The sequence below is a fragment of the Agrobacterium sp. 22094 genome (genome assembly GCF_052046015.1).
GTDB classification, from domain to species: Bacteria; Pseudomonadota; Alphaproteobacteria; order Rhizobiales; family Rhizobiaceae; genus Agrobacterium; species Agrobacterium cavarae.
On sequence record NZ_JBQEPX010000002.1, the window covers coordinates 400315 to 415281 of the forward strand.

Genomic DNA, 14967 nt, shown 5'->3' on the forward strand with positions numbered 1-14967 from the left:
CTCGATTAGTTGAGTGTTTCCCAGTTCTGGCGCACGTCCGATGCGGACTTGCTGAGATGAACATGGGAATCGACGTGGTCGACCCAGTCAAGCGGGATGAGGTGATGCTTGCCGTCATCGGCATCGTTCTTGGTGAGCTTGATGCGGCTCTGGCCTTCGAGATGGTCGACGGTGCCAACATGGCTGCCATCAGCGGCTTTGACTTCCATATGCTCGCGAATATTGTCTGCAGATACCATTGGTATTTCCTCCTGTTTTATCGTTTCGGATGCGAAGGAAATGAGCCCGCCGCCGTTTCGTTCCGACAAAAAAATCACTCAATCTGTTAAAAAGACCCAGACTGACCGTCCGTTAGCGGACGCTTTAAGAGACGATGGAACAACATTCCGATCCTAGCCTTTAATGTGGTCACCATCATCATCCGGACTGGGCGGGATCCACGTGAAAAACAGAATCTGCATCATCGGATCGGGTCCGACCGGCATCTACACGCTGAAGAACCTGATTGAATCCGCCACGCCTCTCGACATCACCATCTACGAGGCCGAAAGCGAGGCAGGCAAGGGAACCCCTTATCTTCCCGGCATCAACGACCCGGTGATGCTGTGCAACATCCCGAGCATAGAAATTCCATTGATCGGCCAGATCTTGACGGACTGGCTGAAACAGCAGCCGGACGCTTATCTCCAGCGCTTCGGCATCGTCAAAAGCGAGATCAATGAGCGCCAGTTTTATCCCCGCGTGGTGCTGGGAGACTATTTCCATACGCAATTCCGTTTCCTTCTCGCAGCGGCAGAGGAAAGAGGGCATGCGGTCACCGTAAAGCCTGGCCATCGCGTGTCGGACATTGTCGTCGGTCCAGGCGCTATTCAGGTGAAAACGGAGCATGCCGAGCAGTTGGGGAGCGCCTTTGGTCATGTGATCATGGCGACCGGCCATGATTGGCCTGAAACGACCGAGACGAAGCCCGGATACTTCGTCTCGCCTTGGCCAGCCACAGCTCTGGAGAGCATTCGCGGCGGACGGCTCGGCATTCTTGGAACGTCGCTGAGCGCCATCGACGCCCTGATGACAGTCTCGACGTCGAACGGCTCTTTCCTCTATGACGAGGCGGGCGCGCTGACCTATAAGGCTGCAAGCGACGCCGGTGATTTTCACGCGACCTTGATGTCGCGAAAAGGTCTGCTGCCGGAAGCCGACTTCTATTTCCCCATTCCCTATGAGACGCCAAGCATTTGTACCGAAGAAGCGGTCGATGCGCTGATTGCCAAAGGACCAGGCGGCCTTCTCGATGCGACATTCGAGCTTTTCCGTCAAGAACTCTCGCTGCGCGATCCGGACTATGCCATGCAGATCGGATTGTCGGATCTCGACGTCGACACCTTTGCCGATGCCTATTATGCGTATCGCTCTGGAACTGACCCCTTTGCCTGGGCAGCGCTCAATCTCGCCGAAGCCAAGAGCAATATGGCCAATGAGATCACGGTGCCGTGGCGCAATGCGATCATGATCACCCATGAGATCATTGCGAGAATCGTGCCTCATCTGGATCTCGAGGACTTCAAGCGGTTCGGAAAGTCCTTCAAGAGCATCTTCATTGATGAGTATGCGACTGTCCCGCATCTCTCCATTGAGCGTGTCCTTGCGCTTCGCAATGCCGGCGTGCTGTCGATCCAGAAACTCGGAAACGATTATGAGATCGCAACCGATCCCGGGCGTCGTGGCGCGACGGTGACGACGGACGATACGACACTCCAGTTCGACACCTTCATCGATGCGACGGGCCAGAGCGCGCACTCCGCCACGGACATCCCCTTCCCCAGCCTTGTCAGCGGTGAGGTGGTGCGGGAGGCGCCAACCGTGCTGGAACGCAGCGTATTCTCGGATGACAATGCGCGCGCAGTTGCCCATCTTGGTGGCATCGATGTGGATGAGGAGTATCGCGTGATCTCCGGGGGTGCACTTCAGACAGCGCTCTATTGTGCTGCAATTCCCTATCTCCTGCACAAACATCCGTTTATACAGGGGATCACTAGTGCCGCTGAAATAGGAGAAGTCGTTGCAGGGTCGATTATCAAGGACTTGGCGAAAATTGACCTGCACGAGCGTCTTACGGCTTGAGGACGCTTCCCGTAACAGGGAAGCACTCTGATCAACCGTTGGAATTCGCAGCATGAATAAAGTCGGCCACATCCAGGAAATCTGGCGTTACCCCGTCAGTTCAACTGGAGGCGAAAGATGTGAAACCGTTACCCTCCATGAGAGAGGTATCGCCGGCGATCGGTGCTTTGGACTTTTCGAGACCAGCACCGGCGCCATCGCCACACCGGAAAAGGACGCACGCTGGCGCCCTGCTCTCATGCTCTCCAGCCGAATCGATAGTGCGGGGAAAACCTGGCTTCTGTTTCCCGATGGCGATGAGCTGCCCATTGACGATCACCATCTTCCAAGAAGACTGTCTGCGCATTTCGGCTTCGGCGTCTCCATCGGCAAATATGCTGACGCGGCGGAGGAGCTCGAACAGAGGCTCCCCGTCATCGGCAGGGCCTATCAGGCAAGCCCGCTTCATCTACTCTCATCGGCCTCCGTTGAGCAGATCCGAAACAGGTTGACCTCGGGCGAGGCGGATCGCAGGCGCTTCAGACCGTCGATCCTTCTCCAGGCATCGGTAACGGATGCCTTTCCCGAAGACGACTGGATCGGTGCCATTTTGCATATCGGCAACATCCGCGCCATCGTCATTGAGAAGACCAAGCGCTGCGGCGTTACACTGATCCCGCAACCGGACCTGCCTGAGCAGCCGGATGTCTTGAGAACCATCCTGCGGACGAACCACAGATGCCTTGGCGTTTATTGCGACGTGGTGGAGAGCGGGGTTCTGCGCACCGGAACGGACGTTTTCATCGAAGGCTGAGGACCGGCCGTTCGGCTTCATTTCGGTCGCTCGAACCCCAACCTGTCCAGTCCGCGCTGTACTTCGGGTGCGTTCATGAACAACCGCCAGAGCAGACCGGAGCGATGGTTTTCCATCATCGCGACGATCGGCCCCTGATTGGTGGCCAAATGCGTCTTCGCCGTCCACCCGGTGGCAGGTGAGAAGGAATCGACGAAACCATATCGTCCACGCAGCTTTCCATTTTGATGGGACGCGAAGATCTCCAGCGCCTCCTCCGCTTCATCTGGCAGAAACGCAAAACTCGAAAGGGCAGCCGTCGGCGCGATAATGCCGCCATCCACTGTCGGCGAGAAGGCGCGATAGCCTTTCGGCCCGTCGCAGGCCGTCATTCCCCAGCCACCGTGAGCACCAAGCTGCGCCTTGCAGTAATCGTGATTGATCCGGGCATGGGCCGTAACCTGCTCAGCGTAGTCGCAATAGAGGTCGCGCAACCCGAATGGGTTGAGGCCACAGAACGAATATTGCGACAGGAACAGCGGGCCACCAAAGGGCTCGCCCAGCGGCAAGACCGTGCCGAGATAGGTGTTACCGTTGACCATCTCGCCATGCCTTGCCCAGCCGGCATGGTAACTCTCCGGCTTGATGGCATGATCCTCTGCGCCAGCTGCAAGCACATAACTGATCAGCGCCTCGTTCCAGCCGGTGATAGGCACGTTGCGCGCCCAGTGATACTTTGGACTCCAATGCCAATAGAGCGGCCCATCCTTCTTGCGGGTGAACCACGACCACTCCACGCCTTGAATGATGTGATCCGCAGAAGCTCTAAAGGCCGTCTCGTCCGGAGCCTGTCCTGCGAAATACTCCCTAGCGCAGATGAGGCCCTGCAGAAACAGCGAAGTTTCCACCAGATCGGCACCATCGTCCCTGCGGCCGAAGGGGAGAATCGTCAGCGTCTGCGCATGCACGAAATGCGGTAAGGCACCGTGAAACCGCTCCACGGAGGACAGCGACTGAAGCATGCGTGCGACCCGCTCGAGCGCTTGCCCGCGACCGATCCATCCCTGCTCGCCACCGACAAGAATGGCCATGAGGCCAAAGCCAGCGCCGGATATCGAGACGATATCGTTGATCGGCTTTCCCTCGGCACTCAGCCGGTCGAAAGGCAAACCTGTGTCGGGGTGAGCGCCCGACCAGAAATAGTCGAAGGTCGACCGATGGATATCGTCGAAAAGATTGACGGAGGGAAAGGCACTCGTCTCGGACGTTTCTATTCGCACTCTTGTCCGGCTATCGCCTTTGCGACAGCCGCCCCTGGCATCGAGATCATGTATAAAACTCGCTTTCTCCGTCTCGAAAAGACGATGCTGTGCATAGGCTTATGTATCAATAGCCCGTCATCTCCAGATAACCCACACCCTTGCTGCTACCCTCGAAGGAAATTGGCCCCTCCCAATAGGGCGTGGACGTTGCCATCCAGGCCTGCTCGTTGAGGGGGCGCGTCGTGATATCAAGACCTTTGCCCGGAATTCTCACCCGCCAGGCGACTGGAATGGTTTTGCCGTTCACATCGGCGCTCCGCAACGGATCGAGAATGACGTCATCGGGCGACAGCGGCGTCGTCTTGCCATCGGCGGATATCCAGTTGGCAGACGTGTACCCACCCTTGCTGTCCCGCAACCGGAAGGCCATGACCTTGTCGCCCGATGCCAGATGAAGCGAGAACCAGTCCCATCCTGTCTGATCTGCGGCAAGCGGCTGCGACGACCACTCCCGATCAAGCCACGCGTGCCCGCTGACCTTGATCGGCTGACCATTCAGTTCGACACTGCCTGTGACCTGATAAAAGGGCTGGGAGTAGTAATAGCTTGCTTGCCCCGCGAGCGACTTGACCGAAAAACCACGGTCTCCCTGCAGCGCGAGAGGTCCTTTGGCATCCAGTCGCAGTCGATAGGCGAAGTCCGTGCCGTTGGCCGTCAGCGTCAAATGATCCAGGGCGTCACCGGAATCCTGCGGACGGGCCGCCGTCTGCCAATCGTCGATCCAGGCATTGAAGGGCGCGATCTCTACGCCGGCTTGCCCGACACCGCCCCGGCCCAATCGCTCGGCAACTAAATGCTTTTCAGGGGTGGTGACCGCAGCGTGGCCGATCCAGATCTGAGAACTGGACCAGCCTTGCTTGTCGGTGGGCGCAAGGGCAGAGCGAAAAAGCGTCCACTGCGCCCCGAGAGCACGGCCATCTTCGGTCGTCAGATTGGCGGTTACATACCACCACTCGATACGATAGTCCGGATGCGCTCCATGATCCTTGGGAAAGACCAAGCTCACGCCACGCTGTGGTATTGCAAAGCCTTGCGCCTCCGAGCCCAGCCCCGCAAAGCCTTGGGCGGATGCCGCAAGCGGCTGCAACAGGGTGAGGCACAGAAACAGAAGGCTGAGATGCATTCTAACGCTCATTGGCAAACACCCTGAGGAGATCGGCCGGATCGATGGAGGCCAGGCGTCGGATGGGCAGGACGATGGAGAGCAGCGCCGCAATCAGCGCTATGACGCCAAGGCGCAGCCACTCTAACGGAAAGATCATCATCGGAAGCTTCCAGCCGAAGGCCTCGACATTGACGATCGCGAGCAGCACCCATGCCAGTGCAAGGCCAACGGGAATAGCGAAAATGAAGGTGGTAAACCAGAGAGCGAGCGTTCGCCACACTTCGAAAAACGCCAGATTGCGCCGCCTGATGCCCATGGCCCACACCGGTGCGAGCTGCGGAAGTCTAGCGCCCGAAAGGGTGAGAAGACTGGCGAACATGGCGAAACCGGCAACGCCAAGTGTCAATATGTTGAGGGCCGCCGTTACGGTGAAGGTTTGCTCAAAGACTGCCCGGGACTGCCGCTTGATCGCCGCCTGATCGATAATGTTTCCCTCCGGCAAGCCAAGCTCCGTCACCATCTGTCTCTTCAACGCGGCAGCGCGAGCGGGCTCGACGCGGATGCCATAGCGCAATTTCGAGGCTTGCGGGTAATGCGTTGTCAGAGCATTCGCACCGACCATCAGCTGACCGCGTGGGTTGCCGTAGTCGGAATAGACGCCGACGATCCGCACGGTCCAGCCATCGGCAAGCCGCAGTGTTTCTCCGAGTCTCAAACTCTCTCCGCGCCAGAGCTGCTCATTGATGAGAGCGCCAGCCCCCGTTGCAACGGCGTCCCAGGCATCTGGCTGCTGGGACAAAAGCGGCCAGTGATCGCGATAGGTCGCATGGTCCGCGACGCCTGATATCTGCACCGGCTCGCCCATGACCTCCCCTTCAGCACTGAAGATCGGAAGCACGGCATCGGCGTGCTGTGGCACCCATGCTCTGAGGCGAGCGGCTTCCTCGTCGTTTCTGGCGGTAACATAGAGCTCAGAGACCAGGCGCTGATCGAGCCAACCGATGAAGGTCATTCGGAAACTCGACACCATCGTGCCCACGCCGATATTGGCCGAGAGCGCCAGAAGCAGCGCCATCAAAGCAAGAGACAGGCCCGGCAATTGCAAGCGCGTATCCGCCCAGAACCAGACGCTCAGCGCCGCCTTTGCACGCCGTTGCGCCCATGTCAGCGCTCTTGCCAGGAAGGCAGGCAGAAGCAGTGCTGCCCCCAACAGCAATGCGCCCAGCACTGTGAAACCGGCGACAAGCCCTTTGCCGAACAGCGCCACCATCACTGCGATCAGGAGAAGGCCGGCGCCCGCGATAGCCTGCAGACGGAGCGCGCGAGCCGATGAAAGGCCCCAGGCCTGCGGCTGCGAGGAGGCAAGCAGCGGCATGCGACGCACCCGCCATAGGCTTTGGATGGAGGACAGCAGGGTGCCGACAAGCGCCATGCCCATTCCCGTGGCCCACCACTCCGGTCGCAATTGGAGGCTTCCAGGAACGGACGCGCCATAGAGACCACGCAGCGTCGATGACACGCCAGGAAGCAAGGACGAAGCGATGACGTAGCCAAGGGCGACACCGATCACGCCAGCCAACAAAGCCAGAACCAGGATTTCCACCAGGAGCAGCACCGTCAGCATGGGCAGCGAAACGCCAAGCCCGCGGATGGTGCGAAAGCTGGCTCGTCTCTGTTCGAAAGACAAGCCGGTTGCCGAGTAGACGATGAAGAGACCGACGATGAAAGCAAGAAAGCCGAAAGCGGTGAGGTTGAGGTGGAAACTGTCGGTCAGGCGGGCCATATCTCCCCTGTCTTCCATCGGCTGGAGGTGAAGCTCCGGCGCAATGGTTTGCACATCCGGCAAGCCGGAGCGCTGGTTTTGTGCCATCACGATACGGCTCAATCGCCCGTCTCGCACCAACAACCTATCCGCCAATCCGATATCGACGAAGGCGGCGTCATCCGGCACATCCGGCGAAATCTTCAAGGGGATCTGCATCTGACCTTCAAGTCGCGCTGCGGTCGCAGGCGATACGATCAGCAGGCCCTTGTCTGCCATGAAGTCCACGAGATCGGACGAACCGGCAATCTGAACCGGACCGCCCTGACCCGTCATCGTCAGCGGATCGACGCCGATCAGCCTGATCCGCACCGTATTGAAACGGTAGTCACCCTCGATCACGGGCGAGACGTTCCATCCCGCTCGCCGAAGCGCGCCAAAATTTTCCGGCGCGATCAAGCCTCCGCCGCTGGCAACGAGGCGCGGAAGGCTGCCTTGCTCGATGATCGACGCCGAGCGCGCATAACTCGCCCTGGCCTCCGCATTGATGGCCTGAACGCCGGACCACAATGCAGTCGCAAGACCGATCCCGAGCACGAGCGTCACAAGCTGCAGCGGGCGGTAGCGCCAGTGCGAGAGCAGCGCGTGGAATACGGCCCAGATCATGCGACGATCTTTCCGCCGCGCAACACCACCTGCCGGTCCAGCTTGCTCGCCATGCGGCTTGAATGTGTCACCAGCAGCAATGCCGAGCCCGCACTTCGGCTCAGCGAGATCATCAGGTCGAGCACCACTTCGCTAGTTGTCTCATCCAGATTGCCGGTCGGCTCATCGGCCAGAACCAGCGCGGGGCGTGCCGCAAGTGTGCGGGCGATCGCCACGCGTTGCTGCTGCCCGCCCGACAGTTGCTCGGGATAGCGATTGAGGAGCGTCCCGAGGCCAAGCGTCTCGGTGAGTTCACGTGCCCAGTCCGCATCGTAGCGGTCGGCAAGCTTCGCATGAAAGGCAATATTGTCTGCGACGCTGAGGGAAGGAATGAGGTTGAACTGTTGAAACACCAGCCCGACCGTCTTGCGCCTATAGCTGGCACGTCCAGCCTCATCCAGCGCGGTAATATCTTCGCCATTGACTGTGATCGAGCCGGTGTCGGCCCGATCCAGCCCGCCGGCAAGATGGAGAAGCGTGCTCTTGCCACTGCCGGATTCTCCCGTCAGAGCCACACTTTGCGCCGCATCCACCGACAGGTCGATACCGCGCAAAACCGCAATCGGCCCCTCCGCGGTTCGGTAGGACTTGCTGACATTGGACAGTGTGAGAAGCATTGCTGAAGGCATCACTTTCGTGTTGGCCGGCGGAACGCCGGGAGCAGCACTCTACTGCGGAAAAGGTAGAAAAGCGCGGTGTCCCCATGGTCCACCAAGATAGTCCCACAGGTCAATTCCAAGGATCGTGATATGGCGCGGTTCGTGGCCTGTCCGCAACGCCTCGTAGAGACTATCCGCGGACGCCTTCTCCACCTTGTTCTGGACAGTGATGTGCGGTTTGAACTTCTGTCGATCCTGCGGCCCGGGCCACGAGCCAAAGGCTTTGAAAAGGTTGGCGCGCAGGGTTTCCAGTTCAAGGCTCCTGATCTCGAAGGCGACGCCACCGCCCAGATGCCTGACGCCAGAAACCTCTGCGGTGAAGGGCTGCGTTTGCGCCACAACCTCTTGAGCAAGACTTGACGCTTCGCCAAAGACCCGTCCCGGCAGGTGGTGAAACAGGGTGATGTGGGCGTTTAGGAAGTTCCGATGGGGCGGAAAATGCTTCCGCCTCATTTGGTCAAAATATGCCATATCGCCGGGTGCGGCATGTGCCGTGACGATGATGGGCGGAAGCGTCATTTTATCGGTCTGCGGTGTCGTCGACAACGTCCGTCTCCGGCCGGTCTCCACCCTTCACATGCTGCGATTGCCAGTGCCCATCGGCAAGCTGGTAGGAAATTTCCACTTCGTTTCCGCCGATCTGCTGGCGGCGCGCCGCATCCCGCGCGGCTTCCAGAGCCGTATCGTGGTCTGGAAAGGTCTCGGACCAGACGTCATCGACGCGATACGCAAATCCACCGTCATGTTGATCGACATGATAAACAACTGCCATGAGAATCTCCTTTTAGAGGCTCTCGAAAACGTCGCGACAGCGTGGATGTTCCCAAGCAAGGTGGCTTCGACAGCGAAAGCATGGGCAGCGAAGAAACTGGACGTCTAAAGAATACGCTCTTTCGGCGATCGCACTGTGCGGCGCTCCCAGCCAACAAGCACAAGGCTTGCGGTCACGATCAGAAAGGCGCCGATGAAGACGTTGGCGGCCGGGATTTCCGACCAGATGAGATAGCCATAGAGAAACGCCCAGATCAGCCCGGTATATTCGACCGAGGCGAGTGAGGAAGCTTCGGCGTGCCGGAACCCCTCATAAAGCAGAAACTGGCCGAGTGTGGAGATCAGGCCGACCCCGATCATCAGCGCCCAGCCCTGCATGTCCGGGTTCTTCCACAGCCACGGCAGTGCCAGCGCGCAGGCGATGCCGAACAATGCGCTCGTCGCATACATCTGCGTCAGCGTCGTTTCGCTCTTGCTGACGATGCGAACGAGAATGGTGCTCCAGGCCCAGCAGAAACCGGCAACGATGCATAGAAGCGCCGGAAGCCAGTTCGGCGAGTGCGTCGGATTGGCTGCGACGAGCACGCCGATGAAGCCGAAGGCACATGCAATCCAGCGCCCCATGCCGACCTTTTCCTTCAAGACAAAGATGGAAAGGACGACGACCATGATCGGCGCAGAAAAGTAAAGTGTCGTCAGTTCCGCCAGACCGAGATAGAGCGACGAACTGTAGAACAGCATCCAGGCGATCAGCATCAGCGTTGCGCGAAGCACCAGCGTGCCGCGATACTTGCTCTTCAAAATGGATGGGTGACCGTAGAAATAAGCCAGCGTTCCGGTGATCGCCACGATGACGGCACTACGGACGAAAAGGATCTGCGGAACATAATAGGTTTCCACCAGGTACTTCACCAACGCATCCTGCATGGCAAAGCAGGAATAGCCCATAGCCGCGAGACTGATGCCGAAAAGCGGCCTAGCCTCCAAAGAACCCGTCATGCTCATTCACCACTGGCTGTCGATGCTCGCCCGTTGAAATACCGATCGGCGACCGGACTATCGAGCAAACATGGATGCGTCCGCCTCAGGCAACGCAGTGCAGGATGGATCGGATATCCTGCCGGCTTTTGCAACCCAAAAATGCATCAGGCTGGTTCACCAGTTTTAACCCCGACCAACGCTTGTCAGAATAGCAGAAAGCCGCGGAGCGAACCCCACGGCTTTCGCACATGTGCTAAAACGGTTCCAAGTGATCAGAACAGTGCATCGGCAAAGAGATCGTCATCGTCTGCTTCCGCCGACTGTGTGGCCGTCGCGTGAGCGCTGGCGCTGTTTGCCGGCAGATATCGCACGTGGATATCGCGCTCATGTGCCATGGTGTAGAGCTTGTAGACGCGCGACGAAAAGCCTTCGATCTTGTCTGCGAAGCCCGATACATCGGCCTGGAACCCCTGCGACAGCTGGGCTGCAATATTGCAGCAATCGTTGAAGGTGGCACCGAGCTCGCTTTCGAAATCGAGGGTAGTGACCACAGCACTGATGCGGCTGAAGACGGCCTGTCCCTCTTCGGCGAGCGCCTGCGTCCCTTGCTCCATTTGAGATTTGGCATTCCGGATCGAATCCAGCGCTTCATTGAGCGGCGCGCTGAAGTTCTTCGAAAGCCCCTGCCCCTGTTCCACCAGCGCCTGTGTGGCAACCTCCACGCCGCGCAGATCCTCGACGATGGCGTCAGCCGGCGTTTCAAGCTTGCCGGCGAAGATCCGCATCTCGCCGCTGACGACGTTGACGGAACGTCCAGCTTCGCCAAGCTTGGAGCAACGCAGGTTGGAGTTCAGCGCCATGTAATGGATGTCGATCTTGATCGAACGCAGCACCTCGATACCGCGCAGCAATTCCTGGGCGCTCTCGGCAACGGAAAACACGACCTTGTCCGCGTCGCCGCTGCTGCCCTGAACGCGTTCAGCCAGCTTGCAGGCCTCGACGATATCTCTTTCCATCAGCGCAAGCACGTTGTTGTCGCCGTTCGAGCTGCGATCCACGAGTTCGTCCCGCAAGGACAAAATGCGGCCCGCATCATCGATAAAGCTGGAAATGCTGGTGAAGATCTTGCTGCAATCTCGCTGGAAGTCCGCAGCCGTTTCGTCCATCTGCGCACTGACGAGCTGCAGCACCGCTTCGCGCAGCACCTCATGTTCGGTCTCGGTCAACGCTTCGCCTTCCGACGAGGCGACGAACTCTTCCAGGAGTTGGAGAATGCTCTGAATATGCTCGATGCGCTGTCTGGTAATGTCGCCGATCTGCAGATTGGACAGGACGGACCCGATCTTGCCCTGCACCCCTTGGGCGATCTTTTTTACCTGACCTGCGATTTCCGCCATTTCCCGATGCTGGGCAACGATGCGGGCGGAGTTTTCCGTCAGCCCCTTGATGATGGGCGGAATGATCGAGCCGAAGTCGGTCAGTGTTTTCGATGAGAATGAGCGGGCATCGGTGAGTTGCGCGCGCATCGCCTCAAGATTGGCACCAAAGCGGGCAACCTCATCCGCACCCGACTGGATGCGATCGCGAATTTCGTCGGCAAAACCGGAGAACTCCGCCAGCCCCGCACCGGCAATCTTCACCGTTATGGCAAAGGTCTTGAGGTAGCGGATGGTCTCGTGAATGTCGTCAATATGGCCGCGGGTCGAGGCGCACATGGTGGTCAGTGCTTCGAAACCGGATTTACGATCGCGCTCGATTTCCGGCAGATGCGCCAGATCCGTCATCGTCCTGCGCAGACCGGCAACCGTCTCCTCGGTCTTGCCCTGGTCCATTGTTCCTGTGATCCCATCGAGAATGCCGATAAGATCGTTGAGCATCTCCATGACGGAAACGAGCACTGCGCCGCCATCAAGAAACCGCTTCTCGATGCGTGCATGCGCAGCCGTCAGCTTGCTGTTAAACTCAATCTGTTGGTCTGTATCGTAGGCCCTGTTCGGCTTGAGCATTGCACCCATGGTCGTTTCCCGATCTCGTGTTGTGCTTTCACGCTACACAGGAATGACGAAACGACAGGTAAACGCGACCTGAGGAAAGGGCGGAGATCGTTTTTAGAGTTAACACACTCGTTAAAGTCCTGTCTTTCCGCGACGATCGTCGAGACCTCAGCACAGCGTAGGCGTGGGCGACGCCTTGATTACACGACGGCGTGGCGGAAGGTGAGGTTATAACGGAAGGGGCCGGCTTTCTCATGGATGCCGTCCTTCAACGTCAGCACGCCGTGATAGAAGAGCCGGGACAGTCCGCCCCAGACCACCACATCGCCATGCTGCAACGGATACTTCGTCACAGGATCGGTGCGTTGCAATCCGCCAAACTGGAAGGCAACGGGGAGACCAATCGACACGGAAACGATGGGACTGGAAAAGTCCTTCTCGTCCTTGTCCTGATGCAGCGACATTTTCGCGCCTGGCTCATAGCGATTGATAAGGCAGGCATTCGGCAGGAAGTCGGGATAACCGGCCTCGTTTGCAGCGCTTACCGCAAGTGACAGAAATCTCTCTGGCATCGGGCTCCAGTTCTCACCCGTCAGAGGATCCTGCCGCTCATAGCGATAACCGCGCCGATCTGTCACCCAGCCATAGGTGCCGCAATTGGTCATCGCGACCGACATGGAAAAACCACCGGGTGTGACCATGTGGCGAAAAGGGGCAGACGATGAAATGCGGTGAATATCGGCGATCAGTTCATCTGCCTGGGCAAGTGCACGGCCGCGCATGAGCACGGCACCCTCTGCCATATCCTGCCGGGACGCCTGCTGAGGCTCAAGCCCGGCGAAGAGGTCATTCATCATTACGCAGCATCCAGATCGGCTGTTTCAAGAGACGGGTGCAGCACCGGTCGATAGCCTGCCTCCAAAGCTTTTAGCGTCGATGGCGGCGTCAAAAGCCCATCGACGAAAGGCAGCGTGGATGTTTGACGATAACCTTCAGGGCTCCAGCGGTAGGTATTGCCACTGGCAACGAGATAGGCCTCGCCTTGTGCCGCAATCATCGTCCCGTCCGGCAGCTCCTCGACAGGCGTCAAAAGGACATTGACGCGCTTTCGTTTCATCTGCAGGCGTTCGCGGTGCAGCGTTGCGTCGATATCGCGGATGGAACCCGCCGGGGAACCATTGCCCTCAACCCAGGCGGCAACAAACTTGCCTGCCTCCTCACGCCGGCATTGAAAGCAGGGGCGATGCCCGGCTGCCAGTGCAGTCGCCTCATCGAGAAAGAACAGCTCTGTCCAGCTTCGCGACGCCATGACGTCGCGGCGGACGCCTTTATAGCTGCAACTGCAAATCAACCAGGATTTCGAAGCCCATCGTTTGGTCGTCAGCGTTCGTGAGGCGGGGTCGTGAATGATGCCGCGATTGCCGGTGAAGAGGCCTCGCAATGGCAGCTCGAGAATATCCCCGAATGGATCGACACGGTTTTGCAGCGGCATGTCCTTCCTCCCTTGCTTCCAGAGCAACATCAACAGTAGTTTCCAGAAACTGGACCATTTTAGGGTCAGAACGAGTAGATGGACAAATAACGCGTCATACGACTTTCTTTGATCTCAAGAGGTCGGCTGATACAATTCCTTGACCCGCGGTAGCGCCGTGCGCGATGCGGCCCACGGCGTTCTTCTTCATCTCTTTACCTACCAACGCTGATGGACATGTGGCGCGATTTTGTCACGGTAAAGGGCCCGCACCTTATCCATGACTTCTGCGGGGATTGCCGCCACACGGCTCGCCGCAGCGTTGGAGGTTGCTTGATCGCGGTTTTTAGCACCGGGAATGACGACCGAGACGGCCTCCTCCATCAATATCCAGCGCAGCGCGAACTGCGCCATGGTCACGTTGCTCGGAACGAGCGCTCGCAGTTCCTCGACTGCCTCAAGCGCAACATCGTATGGAACACCCGAAAAGGTCTCGCCGACATCGAATGCCTCACCATGGCGATTGAAGTTGCGGTGGTCGTCAGCAGCGAAAGTCGAGTCCTTGCCCATCTTCCCCGTCAGCATACCCGCTTGCCAGAGGCACGCGCACGATGACGCCGACGTCGCGGCGCTTGGCCTCGGAGAAGAACAGGTCGGCGGGGCGGTGCCGAAACATGTTGAAGATGATCTGAACCGTCGATACGTTCGGGAAGGCGATGGCTTTGAGCGCTTCCTCCACCTTCTCCACCGATACGCCATAGAAGCGGATCTTGCCGGCCGAAACGAGGTCGTCCATCGCGCCGAAGACTTCGGGGCGATAGTAGACCTCTGTCGGCGGGCAATGGAGCTGGACGAGGTCAAGAGCCTCAACGCCAAGGTTCGTAAGGCTCCGATCAACGAAAGCCTCGAGATTGGCCTTGGTATATCCATCGGCCACATGTGGGCTCAGCCTGCGTCCGGCCTTCGTTGCAACGATCGGCCGCTCACCGCCGCGCTCCTTCAGCACGTCACGGATGATGCGCTCGGAGCGACCATCACCATAAACATCAGCCGTGTCGATGAATGTCATACCGGCATCAAGCGCGGCATGGACGCTGGCCTTCGCATCACTCTCGTCCACGTCTCCCCATGAGCCGCCGATGGCCCAGGCGCCAAAACCGATTTCCGAGATATTCCAGTCCGTCCGACCGAGACGGCGTGTCTGAATGGTCATGAATGTACTCCGTAAGAGAGGCCGACGACTTCGGCGGTGTGCCGGTCGGCTGCTTGGGCAAAGATTAGACGAGACAAAGGCGCCAGAGGCG

The 14967-nt window shown here is 58.7% G+C and carries 13 protein-coding genes and 1 pseudogene; 2 read left to right on the forward strand and 12 right to left on the reverse strand.

Features of this window, described 5'->3' with window-relative positions:
• Nucleotides 1-5 precede the first annotated feature (5 nt).
• Nucleotides 6-239 (reverse strand): DUF2171 domain-containing protein, encoded by a 234-nt coding sequence (locus tag ACTJK5_RS14290; protein WP_062424162.1) that lies wholly within the window; start codon nt 237-239, stop codon nt 6-8.
• 202 nt (nt 240-441) lie between these two features.
• On the opposite strand from ACTJK5_RS14290, the gene ACTJK5_RS14295 reads away from it, so the two are divergent.
• Together ACTJK5_RS14295 and ACTJK5_RS14300 are read left to right on the forward strand one after the other, a co-directional pair.
• Nucleotides 442-2121, forward strand: coding sequence for an FAD/NAD(P)-binding protein (locus ACTJK5_RS14295; RefSeq protein ID WP_440612743.1), 1680 nt, complete (start codon nt 442-444; stop codon nt 2119-2121).
• A gap of 52 nt (nt 2122-2173) precedes the next feature.
• A complete protein-coding gene (locus tag ACTJK5_RS14300; protein WP_440612744.1) occupies nt 2174-2914 on the forward strand; it encodes an MOSC domain-containing protein in 741 nt (246 codons plus the stop codon).
• A gap of 17 nt (nt 2915-2931) precedes the next feature.
• Here the strand turns inward: ACTJK5_RS14300 and ACTJK5_RS14305 are convergent, their stop codons facing one another.
• The 11 genes and pseudogenes from ACTJK5_RS14305 to ACTJK5_RS14355 form a co-directional block, all read right to left on the reverse strand.
• Nucleotides 2932-4173 (reverse strand): glucoamylase family protein, encoded by a 1242-nt coding sequence (locus ACTJK5_RS14305; RefSeq protein ID WP_440612745.1) that lies wholly within the window; start codon nt 4171-4173, stop codon nt 2932-2934.
• 106 nt (nt 4174-4279) lie between these two features.
• Nucleotides 4280-5350, reverse strand: coding sequence for a lipocalin-like domain-containing protein (locus ACTJK5_RS14310; protein WP_440612746.1), 1071 nt, complete (start codon nt 5348-5350; stop codon nt 4280-4282).
• Complete coding sequence (locus ACTJK5_RS14315; RefSeq protein WP_440612747.1) at nt 5340-7748, reverse strand: FtsX-like permease family protein; 2409 nt, start codon at nt 7746-7748, stop codon at nt 5340-5342. Before ACTJK5_RS14315 ends, ACTJK5_RS14310 begins: the two co-directional genes overlap by 11 nt.
• Nucleotides 7745-8404, reverse strand: a complete 660-nt coding sequence (locus ACTJK5_RS14320; RefSeq protein WP_440612748.1) for an ABC transporter ATP-binding protein — start codon at nt 8402-8404, stop codon at nt 7745-7747. Before ACTJK5_RS14320 ends, ACTJK5_RS14315 begins: the two co-directional genes overlap by 4 nt.
• 51 nt (nt 8405-8455) lie before the next feature.
• The gene (locus ACTJK5_RS14325) at nt 8456-8992 is read right to left on the reverse strand and encodes a 2'-5' RNA ligase family protein (protein WP_440612749.1); all 537 of its coding nucleotides are present in this window, start codon (nt 8990-8992) and stop codon (nt 8456-8458) included.
• Nucleotides 8967-9218 carry a DUF2188 domain-containing protein gene (locus ACTJK5_RS14330; RefSeq protein WP_440612750.1) on the reverse strand — a complete coding sequence of 84 codons (252 nt, stop codon included), beginning with the start codon at nt 9216-9218 and terminating at the stop codon, nt 8967-8969. Before ACTJK5_RS14330 ends, ACTJK5_RS14325 begins: the two co-directional genes overlap by 26 nt.
• A 104-nt stretch (nt 9219-9322) precedes the next feature.
• Nucleotides 9323-10216, reverse strand: a complete 894-nt coding sequence (locus ACTJK5_RS14335) for a DMT family transporter (RefSeq protein ID WP_440612751.1) — start codon at nt 10214-10216, stop codon at nt 9323-9325.
• A 254-nt stretch (nt 10217-10470) separates the two neighbouring features.
• The gene (locus tag ACTJK5_RS14340) at nt 10471-12213 is read right to left on the reverse strand and encodes a chemotaxis protein (protein ID WP_440612752.1); all 1743 of its coding nucleotides are present in this window, start codon (nt 12211-12213) and stop codon (nt 10471-10473) included.
• Between the two features lie 179 nt (nt 12214-12392).
• Nucleotides 12393-13046, reverse strand: coding sequence for a DNA oxidative demethylase AlkB (alkB, locus tag ACTJK5_RS14345; protein ID WP_440612811.1), 654 nt, complete (start codon nt 13044-13046; stop codon nt 12393-12395).
• Nucleotides 13047-13048: 2 nt separating this feature from the next.
• Complete coding sequence (locus ACTJK5_RS14350; RefSeq protein ID WP_440612753.1) at nt 13049-13684, reverse strand: hypothetical protein; 636 nt, start codon at nt 13682-13684, stop codon at nt 13049-13051.
• A 198-nt stretch (nt 13685-13882) separates the two neighbouring features.
• Nucleotides 13883-14876, reverse strand: a pseudogene (locus ACTJK5_RS14355) (aldo/keto reductase).
• Nucleotides 14877-14967 lie beyond the last annotated feature (91 nt).